This window comes from Acinetobacter sp. YH01021 (assembly GCF_013420255.1).
Taxonomy (GTDB): domain Bacteria; phylum Pseudomonadota; class Gammaproteobacteria; order Pseudomonadales; family Moraxellaceae; genus Acinetobacter.
The window spans coordinates 35901-58997 of the sequence record NZ_VOYO01000008.1 but is presented as its reverse complement, the minus strand read 5'-3'; the positions used below and the strand labels follow the sequence as shown (position 1 = coordinate 58997).

Here is a 23097-nt window from a genome sequence, read left to right as displayed (position 1 = left end):
ACAATGTAATTTATTCGGCATACTGATGCTTTAAAAGCATCAGAGTTTTTATGGACAGAAACTTGCAATTCCTTGCGCCACTGAACGGAATCAATGAAAAGCGTTTGCGTTATTTCTATACGGTGATGATGTTTGGCTCGATGCGCAAAGCGGCAGATATCCTGAATATTGAACAGTCCGCCATGAGCCGACAAATTCAACTCTTTGAATCAGAATTAAAAATAAACCTGTTCAAACGTAAGGGACGGCATATTATTCCGACTGAAGCCGCCTATCTGGTACTTGAGTATTTCAAGGAAAATAAAAATCGTGAAAATGAATTATTTGACAGTTTATTTCAGCTGCAATCTTCTCAACTTGGCAAAGTGAATATTGTTTCAAGCGAAAGTTATATGCAACATATGATTTATGATGTACTTCGACATGTGCATCATAAATATCCAAATCTTGAAATCCAGTTAGAATTAATGAGTGCCCAGCATGTGGTACGACATATTGTGGACAGCCTGGCGCATATTGGATTGGCGTATAATCCTCCATTTCATACAGACATCAGCACCATTGCTCATAAAACAGAACCTTTTATTCTGGCTGTTCCTGCCGGTCATCCTCTTGCCAAGCTCAAGCATCGTATTTGTCTCTCTGAAATTTCAGCCTATAAATTTGCCTTAATGCCCGTAGGGCATGGTTTTCGTCAGCTACTCGACAGTGAAATGGTACGCTTACAAGTGAACCTGAATATTGGCCTGACCACCAATTCTATTTATGCCTTAAAAAATTATGTGGTGGCTGGACATGGGATTTCTGCCATGCGCTATGCAGATATCGCAGATGCAGTTAAAGAAGGTCAGGCCGTTGCCTTAACTATTGATTCCGAACTGTGCAACACGGCTCAAACCCAACTGATGGTTCGTAAAAACACCCATTTGTCAGAGTCGAAGCATTTATTAATCGAGCGCATTCATTCTAGTTTTGATTTGATCTTTTAAATTGCTTATAAAATTTAGGCAATAAAAAAGCCACTTAATTAAGCGGCTGATTTATAACAATAATTTTGGTGGAGGTGGCGTCAATTGAACTCAAATCCTAACCTATTAATTCTACATGTATTTTATTTAATAAAAAAATTCATTGACCCAATTTTGACCCAAATTAGATTTAATGCATTGAATCACTTTAAAATCATGTTCAAATCCGAATTCAGGATTTGAAGTGGCATACTGATTATACCAACATCGAGCTCACCATAAAATAATATGTTATAACATATCATTTCTTTGATTTTCTTTTTTGATGTATCATTCTTTTAGATATATTCAGGGACAAGGTAATGTTTGAAATTATTGATGATTTAAAGAAAAAATTAGATCAACATCGCCCTCTTTCTCCATCAATTGTCAAAAATTTACAAGAAGATCTTATTGTCCGTTGGACCTATCATTCGAATGCAATTGAAGGTAATACCCTCACCCTGCTAGAAACAAAAGTAGTACTCGAAGGTATTACTGTTGGTGGAAAGGCATTAAGAGAACACTTCGAAGCGATCAACCATAGAAATGCAATTTACTATGTTGAAGATATCATTCGGAAAGAGGAGCCTTTTTCTGAGTGGCAAATTCGTAATATCCATCAGCTTATCTTAAAGAATATTGATGATGATAATGCTGGACGTTATCGTCAGCAAAACGTTCTGATATCAGGTGCTACAATTACACCACCGGACTATACATTGCTCAATGACAAAATGACTCAGCTAGTCGATTGGTACAATTCAGAGGCACATAAGCTTCATCCCATTGAACGTGCAGCTAAAGTACATGCAGATTTTGTAGGCATCCATCCATTCATTGATGGCAATGGACGTACATCACGTCTATTGATGAATCTCGAATTGCTTAAAGCTGGTTATCCACCTTGTGTAATAACAGTTGAAAATCGATTAGCCTACTATGAAGCCCTAGATCAGTGGATGGCTTATGGAAATACTGAAGCTTTTATTCAGTTAGTTTCCGAGGCTGTATTAGAGGGTTTTAAACCGTATCAGATGGTTTTAGGAATATAAAAATCCTCTCTCATCGCCTTAAGGCGATGAGAGAGGATGTATTAAATTTAGGAGATGTACAACTTGCGACACTAAACTGGGTAGATTGGTTCAATAAAAAGCGTGTACACAGTGCACTGGGTTATGTATCGCCTTTTGAGTTTGAAGCAATGTACTATGATAAGATTAACCCGTTAGGTCAGGTGGCCTAACTTAAATAAAAAAGTCTCCGACAAATCCGGTACGGTTCAGTTTCATTCTCATAAAAATCTGCTTCAGTGCCTAATAAAGCAAGTTCATCTGTCAAACTTTTTGATCTAAAATAAACCTGCACTCTTTGATCAGACATCTCTTCATCTGTATTCTCAAGAAAACCAAATCTCATCTCTAATTCTGTGACACTTAGTCCTTTAGAAAGTGCTTCACGAATCTGATGCGTATATACCGATTTTTCGTCTATACAATTTTTCCAATAGTTAAATAAATCATCTTCTTGAGGAGTCCATCCATATCTTTCTCCCAGAAATCCTATAAAAAAAGGCGGTACTCCAAGCTTTTTACACCTTTCAATTTCCTTCAAACAAATCTCAATAGTTTGACCATTTTTTGCATCTTCTTCTGTGATACCCCAACGCAGATCAATCTCAGTAAAAACAACTTTTCTTTCCAGACATTTTTTACGAAAGACTGGGAAAATATGCTGTAGTAAAAGATCCCTTTCAGCTTCCATATCTTTAAAAGTAGAAGATAAAAAAATTGATATTTGGCGTTCTAGCGAAGCTGAAGTATGAACTTTCACATTTTTCCTTTCATATTTACATGTGTCTTATATCTTTTCAAAATACAAATCCGATCACTATTTAAGCAACTTATTATTAATATTAACTATATCTTGATAACAGTATATTCAAGAATACTTAATTTATATATATTAGTAACTTAAACATATTAAATCACAATATAAATGCTAAAGGGTGCACAATGTTAAATGGGGATTTAAAAAAGAATGCAATCGAAAAATTTGAAAATGCTAAAAACACCTACGAAAAACTAGGTGTAGAGGTCGGTAAAAAATCTGAAAAACTGATGAATTTGAGAAAAAAGGATTCTCATCAGATTATTACAAAAATTGAAGCTCTCTTTAGTGGTGTTGCTAATAAACCTAAAGAGTTTGATAAAACATTCAGTGAATATAACGCTGAATTTAAAGCATTTAATGAAATACTTGATCAAATTAAAGAAAATGCACGTCAGATTGATTTACAAGCAGGTGGTACAGCAGGTGCTGGTGTTGCAGCAGGTGCTGGTGTTGCAGCTTTCGCCCCAACTGCAGCTATGGCAATTGCAACTACCTTCGGTACAGCTTCTACAGGTACCGCCATTTCCGCTTTAGGTGGTGCAGCAGCCACTAATGCAGCATTAGCTTGGTTAGGTGGAGGAGCCATAGCTGCAGGTGGTGGTGGTATGGCTGCAGGTAATGCTTTATTAGCACTTGCAGGACCAGTAGGCTGGGCAATTGGCGGTACAGCATTGGTCGGAAGCGCACTATTTGCACGCAGTAGAAATGAGAAAATTGCTAAAGAGGCGGATGAAAAAAGAAAGGAAATCGAAGTTCTAAATAGACAATTTAAAGCAGCGTCTTTAGAGGTGGAAAAACTTACGGAAGAAACCCAAAAGCATATTGTAGGAATGCAATCCCAATTAAGAACGCTAGATTCAACACTTACCACACTTGATTATAATCAACTAGATGGTGGCCAAAAAGCGCTTATGATTTCATTGAAGAATCATGTAGAGAGCTTATGTCTACTTATGAAAAAGAAAGTTGAACTCTAATTTAATTAAATCATCAGGCAATATTAATGCAAACAACTTCAGTACAAGACCAGATTTCTAGTGCCATAGTCGATGGCATTAATATTGCTCGACTGCAAGATGAAATTACACAACTTAATCTGCAGGATCAATGCTTTATTAATTCAATGAAGCATGTTGATCAAGTTCGAGAATTTATTGGCATACCTGAAAATATTTTAGGTAGCGACCTTACAAAACATGGAGAAATTGCCGAACATGTTGAAGTGAGTATTCGTAATGCAAGAGATGCTCTTGCGGGCGATTCTATTAGAGCTACTTTTGAAGGAGTAGGACGCACTGCACCCGAAGATTACTTGATAGATGGAATTCAGGTTCAATCAAAATTTATTAACGGTTTGGGCAATAACCTTGATCATGTGCTCAAGCATATGGACAAATATGACAACTTTGGTCGTGATGGATCTTATTATCATATTCCAAAAGATCACTATGAATTGATTTCTAAAATTCATCGCGGTGAATCAATTGAAGGTTTAAGTCAAAAGACTATCAATTCCGTTCAAGCAAAAATTGAAGAAATTCAAACCAAGTCTGGACAGACATTTAATGAAGTAGTTCGGCCTGGAGTATCTGATTATGCTGAAGTTCAACAAGGCCAAGTACATGAAACATTAAATAAGCATAGTGCTGACCTCGAACAACAAAATGAAAAACTAAAAAATATTATTCACGATAAAAATCAAGCTAACTTAACAGAAGGGTTAAAAGCAGCTGGAGCTGCTGCAGCTGTCGGTGGTGCAATTGCCTTGAGTTCCTCTTTATACCTTAAATATAAAAATGAAGGAAAAAATTTATTTAAGGGTGAGCTAACCAAAGAAGATTGGAAAGAAGTTGGATTAGATACAGCTAAAACATCCGCATTAGCGGGTGTGACTGGTGCTGCAGTTTATGGTTTAACTAATTGTGCGGGGTTAGCTGCTCCCCTAGCTGGTGCATTTGTTACTGCATCAAAAGGGGTAAGCTCATTAGTACATGACTTTTACCAAGGGAAGTTAACTTTTGAAGAATTTCAAATGAATTCAATTTTTGTTTGTGCTGATAGTGCAGGTGTTGGTCTTGCTGCGCTAGCAGGACAAACATTTATCCCTATACCGGTCTTAGGTGCCGTCATTGGTTCAATCGCAGGAAAGTTTGTATGTGAAATTTTATTAGGCGAAGATAAGAAGTTAGCACAGAAGATGGAAGCTTCCATGCAACTTTTTTTAGCTAAGGTTGATGAAGTTTATATAAATGTCATAAATAAAATTAATACTGAATTTGAAAAAATTGCTGATTTAAGAAGTAAAGCATTTGACTTAAATACTAATATTTCAATTATAGAGTCCAGTATTATATTGGCTCGTGCTCATAGAGTAGAGGAATCTAAGATATTGAAAAATGAAGATGATTTACGAAGTTTCTTATTCGATTGATATTTAAAAAGTATATTAGAGAAAAACTATGAGTCTTAGATTTCGCAAAAGTATCAAAATCTTACCTGGCGTAAAAGTTAATATCTCAAAAAAAGGGATTAGTAGCATTGGTTTAGGTAAATCAGGTGCATCAATTAATTTTAATAAAAAAGGAATACGCACAAATATTGGTATACCCGGAACGGGAATATCTTATTCAAAATTTCATCCGAATAAAAAACCACCTGAGAAAGAATTAGAACAAGAGCCTTCATATATCCCTATAAAACCACACTCAACTCCTTCACCAAATTTGCCTTCAAAAAACTATGTTTTATTATTAGTAGGTATTTGTTGCTTTTTAATAGGCGTTATATTTTTTTAGATTCATCATACTAATTTTATTTATAATAGTACTAACATTCCAAGAACTAATAATACTTACACAATTAATGAGCGCTTGAGTTAACAAAAGACTAACTCAAGCGAGACATATTTTTTCTAACCCACTGCTTCTCTATTTAGACAACTTTACGAATTAGACATTTGAACATAAGCTAAACGACCACCAGAGTCTTTAGAAAGAATGATTTTCACACCCTCTTTCAACTCAATACGATTGCCAATTTCAATTTTATGCTGCCGATCTTCTTCATCAAAGACAAATAAGCCATTCATTCTCTCATTCACTAACCACCATTGTTGGTTATATTCAACAAAATATCCCATTCGACGCATTTGGTGCGCTTCTAAACGTTCATTGGGTAAAACCAAAGCATTAATATGCCATTCAAATAATGATTGGTTTGACCAAACCATTAACCGGTGATTATCAGATTTATACTCCTTCTGATTACGAGAAGAGTAAAAGTTCAGAATAGGTAATTTTTTCGTGTATGCTGTCCCACAGAATGGACACTTTGGTTGTCTTGAATTATCAAATACAAACCATTTTTGAGTACAATCTGGATTTACACAAGGTTGAAGTAAATCAGTTGTTTTAGTCAACGCAGCTTCCCAATCATTTGCCGAAGGTCTTTGATTAGGTTCATGTAAATAATCTTCAAAACTCTTTTTAAATAATTCTGATAGATATGGACCAGTCACTGTATATGGAATTTTTTTAGTATCCACCCATGGTAAATATGATTTTTTCCAATCATCAGTATTAATAGCATTAGATGTATCTATAGAGTGTTCAACAAATAGCGCATGATCTCCCATACTTAATTTTTCATCATTCTGACTATCATTCAGATCATGTACTTTTTTACCACGTAATGGATGGCGATATAGCAAATACATATAAATCAGTACTGCTAATGCATGTCTATCTGTTCTGATGGATGGAAGAAAACGTTTTGGATCATTCCGATCTAGATGACTTGTAGCTATAACTTCAGGTGCAATAAAGTCAGGTGTACCGACAACATCTGGCGGAAATTTACCCGGCACTACCAAACCATCTAGATCGATAATACATGCTCTACCTGTCACAGGGTCAATCAACACATTCTTATAAGATAAATCTGAGTGAGCTAATCCAGCTGCATGCATGCGTCGAACACCTCGAGCAAGCATCATGCATATTTTTAAATAACTTGCCCACGTGCCTTTCTCTCTCGCATCAAGAAAACGATTTTGATTACTTGCACTTGCGAACCATCTTCCTTCTTTTTCTCTGCCTTTGATATTCAACTGATCATTATTAGATGAACCAAATTTAAAAAAGAACTCTTTACTATAAGCGGGTGCAACAATACCCAATAAATTGTTATGCTCAACTAAAGCATTAGGCCAACAAAAACCACTTTCCCAATATTTCCCACCCAAACCGTTCATAATACTGTCATGCTTAGTCGTGACGATTTCTAGTAAACGTCGTTTCTGTTCTTGATAGTCATTTTGATTATCATAAAACTTATTTTTTTGCTTATTAAAAAAACATACGACATAGCTTTTATCAGGTGAGAAATAAACATCTTTCATCGCACCTGAAGCAATAATTTGATCTATATAACTAATTGATCTTCCATCATGGGTTTTACAATGAACGATATTAGACATCTGTGAAACTCTCATCTGTTAAACTTAAATTCGGTTCATTGTGTGGTAAAAGCACAAGAAGCGTTCTGTCATCATGATGTCCTTTTTTGAAGAAATGAATTTTTTCATTCAACTCAGACCCATCTATATCGTTATTTAAAACTTCTTTATATTCATTATAAAATTGAGTCCAATTATCTAGACTACTTAGTTCACTATCTGTTTCAAAATATGGATCTGAAATACCATCAGACATTAAAAATAACCAATCGTGTACAGATGCAATTGTGATACTTACATATTGATGAAAGGGTTCTAAATTTGGACTCAAGAAAACTGTCTGTCCCACATAATCCCCTCCATCTGTTTGACCTAACAAACGTATCTTCTCTTGGTTATATACGGCAACAGCACCATCTCCAACCCAAAAACTTGATATAAAGCGTTTGTCTTGCACATGTTTAACAATCACAATTTGTAAGGTGGTTGCAAAATCTCTGAAAGAACTTTGAGTATTTTCAACTTTCTGGCGGATCTTCTCCATTGCATAATCAGTCGCTTCTCTAAATAATTGAATTGATGCTGTATTCCAATTCTCAACAATAGATTTATTTATTTCAGACGTGTGTGGCTCTTCAAAAACATACTTTTCTAAATCCTGAAAAGCTTGTATTGCGGCCAATTTATGGCTTAAAAAGTTTATTGACTGTTCTGTGGCTAATCTCGAACCTTCTCTTGAATACTTTGCACTTCCAGCACCATCTGCCACAGAAAGAATTACTAAGGATGGATCATGCTCTAAAATTTTATATTCGAAATGGTCATCCCTAAATGAACCATTATGTTCATGTGAACGTCCTCGACGACTTGCAGCAATAATTTTATAATTTTGGTTATTATTAAATTTTATCGTTTTATAAAATTCATGATCTTTAGGAAATAATGAATCTTCGGCAGGCTCATTGACCTCCCATAGATCTTTAGGATCTGCAACAATAACTAGATTTGCGCAAGCCTTATAAATATTATCTTGATATTTATAATTAAAGTTGATAACAGATGATCCCGTTTTTTGAGGAACACCTACAATAAAACTATCTTCAACACTTAAACCGAGATTATTTTCTGAAAAATTAATGCTTTCATAGAGAATTTCAATTTCTATATTTTCCTTTATAGTAATTTTTTCTTTATAAAACTCTTTAATTTTTCCATTTGCAATTGAGAAAGTCACCTTTGGAGGTACTATCTTAGATACTGATTTGTTTTTTGATTCTTTAATATCAATATTTGATATCATTTGATTGCTATATTTTTGTGTTTGTTGCTCATTAGTTTTAACGACTAACGCCTCTTGTTCTTTATTATTTATATTATTAATTTCATTGTTAACCAACTCAGCATTAATTTTTTCCAATTCAGTTGATTGTGAATTGGAAAGCTCAGTTATTGATTCATTTTTCTTGTCTTGAACTTCTGTAGTATGTAATTGATCATTTGGAGAAATATCACCAATTAGATTATCTACCTTTTCTTCAAAAGAAGGATTTAAATCTTCAATATTATTGTTTTGAGACTCTAGTTGCTCCGCTTTAATATCTTTGCCAAAATCTTCTTGTTCTATCTTATTATTTCTCTCTGAATCAATTTGAATTTCATCATTTACAATATCCTGTAATAATAATTTTTCAGAATCATTTATTTCTAAATACTCTTCGACTTTATTTTTATTTGCTAAATCAGTCTCTGCTTTATCAACTAAAACCTCTTGTTCTATCAATAAAGTAGGTATATTTGTATCACTCATTTGATTAGAGTCTTTTGAACCATATCTTTTATTAAAAAAAATACCCCCTTTTTCATTAAAATCTATTTGTTCATTAATAATTTTTTTTATTTCATCTAATTCAGATAAAAGTTTTTTCTTAGGGTCAACTCCTCTCCAATTTCTTTTTAAATCTAACATTTCAATTAAATCTACTGTATGATTGAAAAAATCATCTAAATTTCCCCAATAATCTTTTTTACTTAGCATAATTTTACTCTTCAAATTTCAAGCACATATTAAAAACTGATTCTGTTAAATATTCGACATTCAATATATTATCTGTCAAAGTCATATATTTATATTTTGATTTTATAGTCAGATTATCCATAGAATAAATAACAATATTGGAAAATTTTGAAATATTACTAATAGTTTTAGAAAAACTTTCAAAAGTAAATACATCTACTGCATTATTTGAACTAAATATAAATAAGTTTGGGCGATAAAATTCCTTGCCAAAACTTATTGATTTTTCTAAGTTATAAAGAGCATTTCCCAAAAAATTCAAACCAAATAATTCATTTTCCGAAATTTGAAAATCTCTCAAGTTAGACTTACTATTAATAATACTTTTAAAAATTAAATTTTTAGAAAAAGTATAGAAGTAAATTTCACAACTTTCTTTAAGATAATCATCATTATTCAACAACTTATATAATACTTCTAGTGCAATATTTGTTGCTTGCAATTTTTCATGAGCATTATAAATTGAGCTGTCTACTAGGCATATTACAGGAAGTTTTTTCATCAAAAAAATACCATAGCCCCTATTAGGCTATGGTGATCACCTCTTAAAATACAAAATTGATTTCAGGTGGTGGCGGAGGCAAATCCCCAATAACAGCATCACCTTGATTTGAATCAACTTTTTGGCTACTCATTGAAACACTTTGCGTAACCCATTTAAAGAAAGCTGTAATTGTTGCACTGTCAGCAGTAGGTAAATGAACAATTCCTTCTGCTAATTGCTTAAGAACACTTGCAGCTTCAATACTGCCAACACTACAAGGAATAATGAGGCCCGGCTTTACTGCTTTCAGTTTTTCGAAACCCTGCTTCCAATCATCCGTTGGCACACCATCAGACATAATAAAAATTAATGGCTTCCAATCCCCTTTAGAGTCATTTGTATTCTTTTTAACTTCGTTAATAATACAATTTGCTGTTAAAGTTAGACCTTCACCCAAAGCCGTCCAACCTCCAGCTTCTATAGATGGGGTTTGAAAATCTGCAAGTTCTGTTAATGGCACTATCTGCTGAGCTTTATCATCAAATGTGATTACTGATAAATAAGCTGTTTCTAGGGCATGTGGATCTTGTCGTAATGAAGAGACAAATAGGTCTATACCGTTTCTAACAGATTCAATAGGCTCTCCGTGCATCGATCCTGATGTATCAATAACTAAATAGACAGGCAGTCTTCTCATAATTCTTACTCATTATCATAAAGAAAAAAATCGTTATTTCTTTTCAGTTTCAGTAAAGTATTTTTCATAAATTTATAAGCATAAAAATACTCATAGATTTTTTTAAAAACCAATTTATTATAAATACTTAGTTTGATTTCAATACTATCAAAATCTCTTAAGTTATCCAATTTAATGTGAAAAATATTTTTTGGTATTTTAGTCGTATCGAACCAAATCGTCATAGCACCCATGACTTTATCTTTATTAATAATAAAAGGCCCCTCAATAGGGGTACTAGAAGATAAATGGATGATATCAATTTGTTCATGATTACAATCTAAAGTAAGCAAAACCATATCTGAAAAATCGTCCATACTATTTTTGCTTTTAAGCTGGATATAAAATTTTTTCAGCTTGAGGCTTTCTAAAACAATTTCTGGCAAATAATTTATTTGATCATTCATATATTGCCATCATTTTTAAAGTGTTCATTTGCAAGTTTACGAATTTGTTCTTCTGTAGTTGTAACAACTCGGATATCAACGCGCTGAGATTTTGATGGATTTTCATTTTCACCACTATTTAGAGGTTCACCAGCATTATTTAAAGGCTTAGATGACGAATAACCAATTGCTCTTACCTTCTGACTAAGCCACTTTTTTTGATCAGCATTTAAACTTGAAGAGCTTAAAAGATAGACTAAGGTTGATTGCGCACGAGCCTGAGATAAATTCATATTTGCAATATAAGATTCTTGCGTTGAACTATTGCGTGACCAATATGTGGAGGTATGTCCTTCAATATAAATTTCTTTAATATTTTTTTCGATCTCTGGTTTCATTACAACTGTTAAATAATTCTTAAAAAACTCATCAATCACATTCTTAAATTGCGGTGATAAATCAGAAGAACCTGTATCAAATTGTATAAATTGACTATTATTAAATCTCACAAGACCCGTCGTATCTAAATCAGCTCCCCATTTAGATAAATTATTTTTAAGTACTTTATTTAATTCAGAATGCAACAGCACCTCATTTCTTTGAAAAACTTTTGGAAATTCAATAATATCTTTAGTGGAAACAATAAAATAAACTGCAATAAATAAAAAAACAAGCATAAGTGAGGTCATAATATCACTTAAGCTTACCCATTCATCTTCTCGACTTAATTTTCTAAAAAATCTCATTAATTTTCACCTAAAGAAATACTAATAGGTAGGGCTTTAGGTTCTTGGATATCCTTTATTGAAGAATGTTGATTTTCAATTTTCATATCAATCTTATTAATATAATTATTAGTCATTTCAAATTTTTTTGAAAGCTCTAATTGTAGATCCAATAATTGTTTATCAAATTTAGGAATTTGAATATTCTTTATTAATGCATGTTGATTTTCAATCAGCGAATCTATTTTATTTAGGTGATCATTTGTCATTTCAAATTTTTGTGTAATGTCCATATGTACTTCATATAGTTGCTTATCAACTTTATTCTTAAATTTATCAATAGCAGCCATTTGATGAACACCAACTTTTTCAATTAAATCTGTTTGATTTAAATATACCTTCTTAGAGTATTCTACATTTTTTTCATATATATCAATACTATTATTTTTAAATAAATTATTAACTTCTATTACTTGCTCAAATGATTTCGCCATATCTAAAGAATTTTGTTGATAGGTTTTCATGTTTTCAATGAGATCTAGATTTGATTGATTAAACTGGTTATATATCGCATCCATCTGTATGCGATATTTTTCAGCATCAACAATACTTTCTTTGCCTAAAGTAGCTAATTGTTCTACTTTTGCATCTATAATATTGATTTGCTTATCAAGCTCTTCTGAACTTAATTGAAGGCCTTCATTCATTTGAATGAAACTTTCAGTATAATTTTTCAACAAATTAAACTGTTTTTGTTGCTCAAGATAACTTTCATTTATTTGTTTTAAAGTGGCCTGATTATTTTTAATCTCTTCACTATAGCTATTCTGCCATGAAATAACATTTTCTAAAGTTTCATTCAATTTAGGAAAGTTAGAAGCAAATTGATTTCCCATATCTTTATTAAACTCCAACATTACAGACTTTAATGCAGCGATAAATATTTCATTATTTCTTTCTGTTTGAGAAGTAATAAATTTCTCATTACTTTCTTGCAAGGAGGCAATACGACTTACAAGTATATCTTTATAATTTTTAAATTCAGTTTCTTGTTTTCTATGAATTGCTAAAGTATCTGCACTACTAGTAACTAACTCTTCAATGTATTTGACTAATGTGTCTTTATAATCTTTTGATTCACTTTCCTGTCTCTGTTGAATCAATAAACTTTTTTCATTATTATCTAGAAATATACCTATTCTAGCCTCTAGCGCATCATCATTTTTTTGATCATTTTTTACGAAATAAAATATTGCTTTGTATAAAATAGAATAAAAAACTCCTATCGTCGATGCTATAAAAGCACCTTGTATATGTATCAAAAGATTGTTAATTGCTTTAGTAGGATTGGAGCTCAAATCGAAGTCATAAAGGCCTAAACCAACCCCCATAAACATAAAAAGAATGCCTAAAGTCACCAAAAATGAAGGTGCATTACTTCTAATAGAGTGAACTTTATTGAAATAAATTAAAGTGAAAAATGCTATTGTTAGTGTGACTGTGCTGAACCCAATTATCCAATTCATATTTTTGGTTTAGTTAAAATTAATTACATAATTTTACAGTTTTTTTTTAATTTAACTAGATTAAAATCATCTTAAAACAAATTATTTATAAAAATAATTTGGAGATTGGACGTGATGATATAAAAAATTCACATGCATGGAGATGGTGGCAGTTTAACTAAGTACTTAAATATCTAAATTATATAATTTTTTAAAAACTGAATTACCCGAATTTACCCATAAATAAAAAGACCATGGCACTTGCTATGGTCTTTTTTAATTTTCATTAATTTAGAAGGTTTCCAGCTTTCTCTGTAATAGCTCCTCCAGCTAGCAAATGCTGATAGAGGTGGGCAACTGCATCAGTACCTTTAATCATTCGATACTCAATATCGCTCATACTGGCGTATTCTTTCGCAGCTTTAGCTTTTGCTAATACGATAGGATCTTCGTACTGATGATCGCCTTTTACCTCTATAATGACATACTGACCATTTTTCAATTGGACTAAAAAATCTGGGTAGTAGTTTCGCAGTGCATATGAATCTGGATCGATATATTGGAAGTAGAATTCAGTTTTTGACTTATCAGTAAACATACCCGTAAAGTAAATTTTCTCTACGCCATCATCCTTTAAGAGATCCCAAAACAATGCATACTCTGGATTTGAGTCAAAGGTATAAGTATCAAGATTGAAGCTTTTATCTCTCAACCCTATTTGCGTATTTGCATATAGAGCTGTTCCACCCTTACCTTCTGCAATTTCATAGAATGATAAGTCGCCAACCGCTGGAGGTATGATCAACTGAACTTCTTTCTCAATAGTTTCTTTTTCAACTTCCTGATCATAGATAGCTTTGAACAATCTTGGAATGACTACGTCATAAAACAATTCATTAAACTCATTAATGCAGTTTAGAATTTGCTGAAGGCCTTCTTTAGTCTGCTCAAGCATACTTTCAATACGAATAGGACTGATATTCAGATAGCGAGATATTTCAGCAACCAGAGTTAAAGCTGAATATTCGACTTTCTCTTTCTCACTCGTCCGATCAGTCGTCTGGCTGTATTGAGCAGAATTAAAGTCTCTTGCTTGCAGGTTTGTCGTAGTAACTTGAATAATCTTATAATCTTTAGTTAACTCATTCCAAGCATCGACATTTGATGGATCAAGTTCAAGAGCAGTGCCTTTTACAAACTCTTTTTCTTTTAACTTAATCGTTTGCTTAACGTGCTTCAATTTAATTTTGACATCTTCGCGAACCTGAACATTAAGCATATTCTTGGTCTTAGGCTGAGGATCATTAAATTCTGAAGCTGTCATTCTAAAGTTAGCCTGAAGCTCAGCATCAAGAATGTCGTAGTTCTCTTTGCTTAAATAAATAGAACCTGTGTATTGTTTATTACCTATTGAACGCAGACAACGCATCGTTGCTTGGAGAACAAATACTTTTGACTTTGGTGAGCGATACATAGCCACACCAAATAAAGAGCGACAGTTCCAACCCTCTCGGCCTTTGTTCACAAGCAAAATAAACTGCTTTTCCGATCCTTCAGTTCCAGGCACATCGAGATTATTAAAATTACGAATATCATCCGAAGTAGTACGTTTTGCATCACCTACATTGACTAAAATCTTGTCAGAGGAAATACCATGCTCTGCCAACTGACGCTCAAGTTCTGGTTTTAACTCTTCTGTAAGCTCTTCTACTGTAGATGCAAAGAAAGCAAGTTTAGGTAATAGACCTTCTGGCTTTATATCTTTTGTCGCTTCCAAGAAATCTTTTACTGCAATTTTGACAAAGTCTTCAGTACGGGTTGTTGTATATGAATGAACAGCTGGGCTCTTAAGATAATGCTCCTGAATGGCATTTTTTAAGTTAAATGCATAAACAACCTCAGGAAGTACATCCTCACCCACATAGGGTGTACCTGTGTAGTTGAAACATGCAACAACTCGAGTACCTGCCTCATTCAAATTCTTAGCAAGCTCATCGATCGTTCGACGTAAACTATTATCCGTCTTTGTCGTACCACCCATCATGTCCTTTTTCAAAGCTTGGCCAAAAGAGTGATGTGCTTCATCGACAAAAATACCGAGCTGAGGCAGACGTGATAACTTCTCAAAACGTTGGTTTGTCTTTAGGTCATCTTCATTGGCTGGCAGACCTAGATCACCATAAAGCTCTGCGAACTCGCCGTAATCAGGTTGGCTATTTTCAAATAGTTGCTGCGTCGCTGTCTTTTCAGCATGTTGACGCTTCAAAATAATTTTTTGCGTATTCGATACAATCAAATTGAACTTAGAGCCATCCATCGTACTAAGCGAAGTACCAGCTTCATCAAGGAAGTGGAATTTTAAGTTCGCATCAAAAATACCTACATATTCTTTTGGCACAACTTTTGAAATATCAAAAGATTCAATTTCTCGAAGAGACTGTAATACGGTTTTGTCAGGCGCAAAGATCAAAGCGTTATGACAGTATTTTTCATCCTTTGGCCATTTATTTGCTAATAGGAATTCATAGAAAATACACGTCGCCATGAGTAAGGTCTTACCCGTACCCATGGTCAACGCAAAGATATAGTTAGGATAATCACGGCTATTGGACTTCATAGCCTTTAAGATTTTTTCGTAGTTGATAACAGTATTATCAACTTCGGTCTGATCTAACCCTAAACTACCCTGAATCGAATCTTGATCAGTGACATTTGAAACCTTACGCCCTTCAAATTTATTTTGGCCTTTGTACCAATCTTCAAAGAGTTTTTCGACTTTATCATTACCTAAAAATTCTTTTAAAAAGATGTAAATTTCTAGGGCTTCAAACTGAGGACGACGTAGAAAAGCATCCCGTCTATTCGCTGGATGGTTATAGTCTAAGAACTTCTTGGTTAGCTCACGATAATTTTTAGTAATTTGACCTCTATTGGCGTCATAAAATGTCCATAGGATATTAAAGAATGCGAAGTCTAAATTAACCTTAGAAGTCTGTTTGGCTTTAGCCATTCGCCAACTCCTCATCTGTCAAATTACGCTCTAATGACTCAGAAAGGAGATCCGTAATCTTAATACGAATTGTACCTGCTTCTTCAGGGATAGCATAAGCACCTTGTACAAGTTCATTTTTGGCAGGAATGTCTGTTAATGCTGGTTGGAATACCGCACCATCATAGTTCCAATCAATCATGATACTTTCAACCATCTCACGCCAATCAGATACAGTATCTTTGGTTTGTGAAAGTTTTTGTAGTAAGTTCATTGGATAAAATTTATCTACGACTAACTGGCCATTCTCAACTTTAAACAGTGCTTCGGAGTCACGTTTAAATTGCAGATCTGAACGATCACGTAAGATATCAACCACTTGGATATCTAATTTGTAGCCAACAGACTGCTCAACAAATGCAGCCAAGTCAGGTTCATGCCCCATACAAATTAAAGTCATCTTTTCAACAGGCTGATTTGGCTTTTCTTCTTTACGTTTTTCAAATGCTTTGTAATCTACGCCATGGATTAAATCAGCCACATCTGCTTTAGTCGCAATATGATTGACTGGCATGAGTTTGACCATACGGCCGTCTTTTTCACCGTCATAAACGCTGTTAGGGATTGGCTGAATATCTAGAGCTTGAATAAGCAGTTCTTTTGCTTGAACAGGGTTTCTGAATACGTCGTAATGGTTGACGTTATAGACTTCAAAACCAGTATAGAGTGCTTGATCATCACCCAACTCAGGTTGAATATTTTTGAGTTCCTCAGCGACTTTAATTAAACGCTTAGTCGTGGTTTGTATCGCACCTAAGTTAATGTCGGCACCAATAAACTTACGCCCAAGTTTCATTGCAACAGCCTGGGTAGTTCCTGAACCCATGAAGCAATCAAGTACAAGATCACCTTGTTTGGAGCACATATTAATGATCCGATCTAACAATGCCTCTGGTTTCTGTGTAGGGTAGCCGGTCATGACTGAAGATTGGCTGTTCTCTGGATTAATATCTGTCCAAATATTATCTACAATAGTACCTAAAGCTTCATCTAAATAATGTTTAATTCGATAGCCACCATTAGAAGTTACATAAAGTTTATTTTCGGCCCTTAGTTCGTCAAGCGTAGCTTGTGTAACATCCCCCAAATAACTATCTTTAAAAAGACGTCCGTCAGAATCCTGATGAGAATATCTTGCTCTCATATTCTCAGACATCGGTTGATAAATAGGATTATAAGTAAAATTTTCGCTAGATTTCGAGTAATACAAAAGATCAGCTGAGCTTTTCCCTAAAGATGTTTTCCCTTTATAACCACTTGAAGTCATAGTTCTCCAAGTAATATGACCTCTGAATAAATCTGGCCCAAAGATTTCATCCATCATAAGTCGTAAATGATGGCTTTTACGCCAATCACAATGTAGCCATATACTGCCTGACTTACTTAGCAATTCTTTTAAAAGAATTAGTCTAGAATACATGAACTGTAGATATTCATCATTTGACCAAATATCTTTATATTGTTTTTCCTCAAAAGAACTTTGATCATTTTCTGCTGTACCTGCTCTTAAACTCACTTTTTTCTTATAATCGGCTTTAGAGTCGAACGGTGGATCAATATAAATCAAATCAACTTTTCCACGAAACTCACGAAGTAAATGTGACATGACCTGAAGGTTATCGCCCCAAAAAATCTTATTTAGCCAACCATTAACTGCTTCACCATGCTGTTCTTTTAATTGTGCTGGGTAATAACGAGTTGAAGTAAAAGGTCGCTTACCTTTCCAATTCAACATCGGGTAGCCTTTAATTGGCTCAAACTTAAATACTCCCTCTTTAGAGCTTTCTTCAAGCAAATCTAAAGTATTATTTACAGTCGTCATTTAAAGACTTTCCTTCACAAAATTCCAATTTTTACGATCGCAGTAAAAACGCATGTCACAGTTGGGGCAAAGCTTATCAGGTCTACACGTCATTCCATAATCTTTAGCTTCAATACGAGCTACAACTTGATCAAACTGCTTCACCGTTTTCTCAATTTGATCTGTTTTCTTTTCGAAACTCACATACGGAGAGCCATCTGATTCACCCGTATAGTACAAGTGCATACGACTTACAGTCTGACCCGTTTTTTCTTCTAATAAATGTGCATAGAGCTGAAGCTGGCGCTGATACGTTTCCAATCTCGATTTTTCTTTTTCTAAATCCGGCTTACGTTCAGATTTAAAATCAATAATCTCAACTGTGCCATCTTCCCCACGTATCAAATCAATACTCCCTTTCAGGATGTATTGATCTTTCACCAAAGAAATCTCAACTTCAGCTTCCTGCAATCGATGTAAATGCTGTTTCTCTCGATCGTAGTAGTTCAACACATGTTTCTCGATGGCCTTGATGGTACTAGGCGCCAAGAACTGTCGCTCTTTCTTAGACAAATAAATGTAGTTAGTGTTCAACCAACTTTGGATCTGTTCATGTGTAACTAAGTGACTTTCGTTACGTAATACTGCCTTATGAATATCTTCGATCGTTTGATGTACGAGCGTACCGAAGATCTGAGCACCCGCACGAACAGGATGAAACTCAAGTTCTTTAAAGAACCGGTATTGTTCAGGACATGCTTCAAATAAGAGAATATGCGAAGTAAAAGCATACTCTCGCTTTAAGTTCATCTCTTTGACTTGAGCAAATTCAATTTGTGATAAATCAAGCTCAGGATGTCTCCAACTCACCAAACCATCAACAACTGATCTAAAATATTTAGATGGTGAAGGCCCTCGACCGTTTTTAATTTCTGCCGAGAGTACCAATAAATTTTGAGCACGTGAAAATGCTGTGTAATACAAACGCCAAAAATCAAAGTTTTTGATCAGATTAAATGGCTCATATGGTGGCTTACTGAAATAATTATTTTCTAAGATTTCATCAAGATGATCATGACTCTTTTTAGGAACACCCTCCAAGCTACATGTCACTACAACTGGATATTCCAGCCCCTTAGATTGGTGAATGGTTAGGAATGATACGCAACCACTCGGCGCATATTCAGAGTCATCTTCATACTCGCCAATCCCCCCATCCTTTAAAAATCTGAAATATTGGTTAAACAAATCCGTTAAGTTTTTATCTAAAAACTCTTCGGAAATGACCGTCACATAATGCAAATATTCAAACTTAGCTAACAGCGATGAGAACTTAGACAAGTTGCGTGCAGCACGCCCCTTATCTAGACCATTTAAAGCTTCATCTGCAAAGTATCGACTAAACAACGGGAATTGTAAGGCTTGATAAAATAAAGCAGTAAAGCCATAGTCGGTGTTATCAACCAACTGATGATGTGTTCTAGCACGCTCCTGTGCCCACTTCAGAAGATCTTGGTTTTCTACCTTTTTGAGTTCCTCCGAGATTAAAGGAATACATTGCTGATCGTAATAGTCCCAAATCGCAAGTTTAAGGTTTTCATTCCATTTACGTATCGTGAAATACTTAGGAAATAAGAAAATAAATAAACCAATGATCAGCTTAATCTCTTCACGATCAAAAAACTGATTAGAACGTGGTGAATAAACAGGGATACCCTTTTCTTCTAAATAATTTGCAAGTCCTACAGCTCGATCACTTTGTACAGAGCGAAATAAAAATGCGACCTGATTCCAATCTTCTAGCCCATCCTTTTGCAAAGACAATAGAAATTGGTAGTTTTCCTCATACCACTCTTCACGACCTTCAGCTGTCACTTTAATTACAGAAGGCACTTCTGGAAAATCATCCTCATGTGCTCGAATGTTCTTATCATAGCGGTATCGGTTTACGCCTGTTCCCCATTCTAATCTCTGCATCCATTGGCCAAAGAAATTCACGATATCAGGATGAGAGCGGTAGTTGGTGGTAAGTTGAATCTGCTTACACTTATTTGCATCAAAGTTTTTAGGAAACTCTAAAATATTTCGAATCGTCGCACCACGGAAACGATAAAGACCTTGGTCATCATCGCCAACTACACAAAGGTTCTGTGCTTCTCCCATGAGTAATTTTAGAATTCTTTCCTGAATCGTATTGGTATCTTGATATTCATCCACCATCAGATACTTCAGTTTAGATTGAAGCTCTTGCAATACTTCAGGCTGATTTTCTAAAAGCTTCAAAGTCTCATATTGAATAGTAGAGAAATCTAAAGCATTATTTTCTTCAAGCAATTCATGATATTTTTTCAGGCAATGACCGAGAATTGAAACTTCTATATCACTTGCTTCTATCAACTCATCAGTAGTCAAGGCCTCCTCTGTGACCTTATTTAATAGACCAAGCAACTGATTCGCCTGATTCCATCTTGATTGCTCTTCTTTGATGAGCAAGTGAAAATTTTCAAGCTCGGCAAACTCTTTCATCTTTTTGTAGAGTAAGAATTGTTGATCGAACTGATCATACAAAGTAAAGCTACGCTTAAGACGGGTATATTGTTGGTTCTCTTCTAATATTCTTAAGCAAATTGAGTGAAATGTACCCAAGTACATTTCATTAAGATTAAGATCAATCTTAAGTTCTAACAATCTATTTGAGATACGTGTTGTTAATTCTCTTGCCGCTTTTTCAGTAAAGGTCACGACAAGAATTGATTCAGGTTGTACACCTTTCACTTGAATAAGCTTCACAATTCGCTCAACGAGGGTAAATGTCTTACCCGAACCGGGACCCGCAATAATAAGTACTGGCCCATCTAGTGTATCCAAGGCTTCTTGTTGAGCTTTATTGATATTCGACATTTTCAGCCTCACTGTGAACATTTTCTGGCACAGATTCAGTAAGAAAACCCAATCCTAATAAACTAACTTTTTCTCCTTCTGATAATTTATTTGGTTCTTCATCTAACTTTTTCAGTATAAAATCTAGAATCTCTATGCCTCTTTTCTTAATTAATTCTGCAGTCCAGGAGCTATTATTAGCAACGAGCTGGGCACTTAAAGAGTCATATCTATAGCCCCGATTACGGTACTCTGCGCCCTTAGCAGACTGATCAACTTTGAATCGAAAAGGATCATTCTGCAAACTAGAGTTGTCAGAGTGACTAATTGCCAAAAGATTTCCTAAGCTATTGCATAATCGCTTTCTTTCATACTCAGAATAATTAGAAAATTCTGCCCAATTACTCTGTAATTCTATAAAAGCATTTTCTCTTTCAATTGTATTATTACCCGCACAGAACTCGTCCTTAGTCAAATATGCACTTTGAGGATAAATATGCTCAATAGAATTTCTGTTCTTAAAATCTTGCCATACCAATTGCGATGTCACCGCTGTAACTTTATTCTTAGCTCTTAAGTATTGATCATATTCAAAAAATAAGTATTTTAATCCACTCCACTTATAGAAGCCTTTTTTCTCTTCAACAAGATATTGAATTAAATTTTTAAACCGAACAAAGCTGTAATATTCATTTGTATAGGCTTGAATAGAATCACATACAGATTTAGAGTTCACTTCTCTCTTATAAACTAACGCAGCTAAGCGATATAACTTACTATCACCTGCATTAGATTGACGATCAGCGGCATAAAAAACTTTAAAGGCAAAACTTTCTAAATGAGTACATATATCAACCACATCGAAATCGTCTTTATTTAATAAACAAGCTAGCAATAATGGTTGAAATGCCGCTCTAAAGCCCACTCTATGCAAACCTAGAACTCTAAGTTTTAAGTTTTCATCCTCACTAGCAAAGAACTTAGGATGATGAATCTGATTCCACAATATCGAGCTTTTCTGCAAGGATTTTACATACTGATATATATCGTCAGCCCTTAAATCCCCAGCATAAACTTTTTCGATGGTAAAAAATTTGTTAAATAGGTGTACGGCATATACATTAGACTCTGATCGATCATATTGATCAAAGTACATAATCCAGTGTGCTTTAATAAAATCATCGTCATTTAAAGGAGAAGCCTTTTCTGCCCCTAAAGATTGATAAATCGTCGTCCAAGCAGTGTTTATAGAATTTATAAGATCTTTTTTTTCTTTAATTTCTATATTTAATTTATCAGTAAGGTACATCAACCTATTTTTGAGTTTTTCCAATTGAGAAAGAGGTTTACCTCGATTATTCATGGTCTCGAAAACAACAAATTCATCTAACTCAGATGGCAGAATATATTCATTCAACCGAAGCTGATAAGTAACTTTCTCAAAGAGCGCCTGTAATGCTTCTATTTGATTTTGTGTATCTTCTAAATAAAAACCCACAACGGTTTTAAAAAAATTACGAGCTTTAAGTAAATTTTCTGTATAGACACTTTCTTTGCTATCATTCTCGATCTCATCAACCTTAAGTATATGTTTTCTAAAATATTTATCACTTGGATTATCTTGATCATATCCAAAAATATATGCTTTACTAGTGCCTCTAGATATATATAAATAATGGAACTCTGTATCGCCTTCGCGCTCTCCAAACTCATGGCCTAATTGTTTTGAAAATCCTGATAAGACTGTAATTAATATAAGTATCGTTGTGATTCTCTGCTGGCCATCAACTATTGAATATTGTTTTTTTCTAGGTAACCAGTCTTGATAATCTGGAGAAGGGTGTTCAGCTAAAGTAAGTAATCCTGTGTAGTGCCATTTATTTTCAGGAATATTCTGCAAATCATTCCAAAGATCCATCAATTGACCTTTAGTATCCAATAAATCCTTACGGAGCTTTACTTCTTTATCATTTCCCCAAGAATATCCTCTTTGATAAGAAGGAATTCTCAAAATTCGATCTGTAAAAATCGTATGTACTGATTTTAGTTCCATGCTCTCCCCCTAATAAGTGTTTTTTAATCATATTGTTATTTTCATATG

General features: G+C 34.2%; 17 protein-coding genes and 1 pseudogene. 6 read left to right on the top strand and 12 right to left on the bottom strand.

Annotation, left to right across the window (positions count from 1 at the left end):
* Window positions 1–50 precede the first annotated feature (50 nt).
* The 3 genes and pseudogenes from FTT86_RS08020 to FTT86_RS08010 all read left to right on the top strand — a co-directional run.
* Complete coding sequence (locus FTT86_RS08020) at window positions 51–989, top strand: LysR family transcriptional regulator (protein ID WP_180180969.1); 939 nt, start codon at window positions 51–53, stop codon at window positions 987–989.
* Window positions 990–1330: 341 nt separating this feature from the next.
* A complete protein-coding gene (locus FTT86_RS08015; RefSeq protein WP_180180968.1) occupies window positions 1331–2062 on the top strand; it encodes a Fic family protein in 732 nt (243 codons plus the stop codon).
* Between the two features lie 44 nt (window positions 2063–2106).
* Window positions 2107–2253 (top strand): annotated as a pseudogene (locus tag FTT86_RS08010) (integrase core domain-containing protein); the annotation flags it as partial.
* Here FTT86_RS08010 and FTT86_RS08005 read toward each other — a convergent pair.
* The gene (locus FTT86_RS08005; RefSeq protein WP_180180967.1) at window positions 2250–2840 is read right to left on the bottom strand and encodes a DUF4062 domain-containing protein; all 591 of its coding nucleotides are present in this window, start codon (window positions 2838–2840) and stop codon (window positions 2250–2252) included. The pseudogene FTT86_RS08010 and the gene FTT86_RS08005 overlap by 4 nt on opposite strands.
* A 182-nt stretch (window positions 2841–3022) precedes the next feature.
* Between FTT86_RS08005 and FTT86_RS08000 the strand changes: the two genes are divergently transcribed.
* The 3 genes from FTT86_RS08000 to FTT86_RS07990 are packed head-to-tail and all read left to right on the top strand — an operon-like array spanning window position 3023 to window position 5695.
* A complete protein-coding gene (locus FTT86_RS08000) occupies window positions 3023–3877 on the top strand; it encodes a hypothetical protein (protein WP_180180966.1) in 855 nt (284 codons plus the stop codon).
* Between the two features lie 26 nt (window positions 3878–3903).
* Window positions 3904–5331 carry a hypothetical protein gene (locus FTT86_RS07995; RefSeq protein ID WP_180180965.1) on the top strand — a complete coding sequence of 476 codons (1428 nt, stop codon included), beginning with the start codon at window positions 3904–3906 and terminating at the stop codon, window positions 5329–5331.
* 28 nt (window positions 5332–5359) lie between these two features.
* Window positions 5360–5695 (top strand): DUF4236 domain-containing protein, encoded by a 336-nt coding sequence (locus FTT86_RS07990; protein ID WP_180180964.1) that lies wholly within the window; start codon window positions 5360–5362, stop codon window positions 5693–5695.
* A gap of 146 nt (window positions 5696–5841) precedes the next feature.
* Here the strand turns inward: FTT86_RS07990 and FTT86_RS07985 are convergent, their stop codons facing one another.
* From FTT86_RS07985 to FTT86_RS07935, 11 genes are all read right to left on the bottom strand, one after another.
* Window positions 5842–7377 carry a helix-hairpin-helix domain-containing protein gene (locus tag FTT86_RS07985; protein ID WP_180180963.1) on the bottom strand — a complete coding sequence of 512 codons (1536 nt, stop codon included), beginning with the start codon at window positions 7375–7377 and terminating at the stop codon, window positions 5842–5844.
* On the bottom strand, window positions 7370–9391 hold the full coding sequence (locus FTT86_RS07980) for a PP2C family serine/threonine-protein phosphatase (protein WP_180180962.1): 2022 nt from the start codon (window positions 9389–9391) through the stop codon (window positions 7370–7372). The genes FTT86_RS07985 and FTT86_RS07980 overlap by 8 nt, the downstream gene beginning before the upstream one ends.
* A 4-nt stretch (window positions 9392–9395) precedes the next feature.
* Entirely contained in the window at window positions 9396–9932 is a 537-nt protein-coding gene (locus tag FTT86_RS07975; RefSeq protein ID WP_180180961.1) for a hypothetical protein, read from the bottom strand.
* A 43-nt stretch (window positions 9933–9975) separates the two neighbouring features.
* Window positions 9976–10611 carry a VWA domain-containing protein gene (locus tag FTT86_RS07970; protein ID WP_180180960.1) on the bottom strand — a complete coding sequence of 212 codons (636 nt, stop codon included), beginning with the start codon at window positions 10609–10611 and terminating at the stop codon, window positions 9976–9978.
* A 5-nt stretch (window positions 10612–10616) separates the two neighbouring features.
* A complete protein-coding gene (locus FTT86_RS07965; RefSeq protein WP_180180959.1) occupies window positions 10617–11057 on the bottom strand; it encodes a hypothetical protein in 441 nt (146 codons plus the stop codon).
* A complete protein-coding gene (locus FTT86_RS07960) occupies window positions 11054–11782 on the bottom strand; it encodes an OmpA family protein (RefSeq protein WP_180180958.1) in 729 nt (242 codons plus the stop codon). Before FTT86_RS07960 ends, FTT86_RS07965 begins: the two co-directional genes overlap by 4 nt.
* Window positions 11782–13158, bottom strand: a complete 1377-nt coding sequence (locus tag FTT86_RS07955; protein WP_180180957.1) for a hypothetical protein — start codon at window positions 13156–13158, stop codon at window positions 11782–11784. The genes FTT86_RS07960 and FTT86_RS07955 overlap by 1 nt, the downstream gene beginning before the upstream one ends.
* A gap of 394 nt (window positions 13159–13552) precedes the next feature.
* Window positions 13553–16276, bottom strand: coding sequence for a TnsA endonuclease N-terminal domain-containing protein (locus FTT86_RS07950; protein ID WP_180180956.1), 2724 nt, complete (start codon window positions 16274–16276; stop codon window positions 13553–13555).
* Complete coding sequence (locus FTT86_RS07945) at window positions 16269–18137, bottom strand: site-specific DNA-methyltransferase (protein WP_180180955.1); 1869 nt, start codon at window positions 18135–18137, stop codon at window positions 16269–16271. The genes FTT86_RS07950 and FTT86_RS07945 overlap by 8 nt, the downstream gene beginning before the upstream one ends.
* Window positions 18138–21017 (bottom strand): ATP-dependent DNA helicase, encoded by a 2880-nt coding sequence (locus FTT86_RS07940; protein ID WP_180180954.1) that lies wholly within the window; start codon window positions 21015–21017, stop codon window positions 18138–18140.
* Complete coding sequence (locus tag FTT86_RS07935; protein ID WP_180180953.1) at window positions 21001–23049, bottom strand: DUF262 domain-containing protein; 2049 nt, start codon at window positions 23047–23049, stop codon at window positions 21001–21003. The genes FTT86_RS07940 and FTT86_RS07935 overlap by 17 nt, the downstream gene beginning before the upstream one ends.
* Window positions 23050–23097 lie beyond the last annotated feature (48 nt).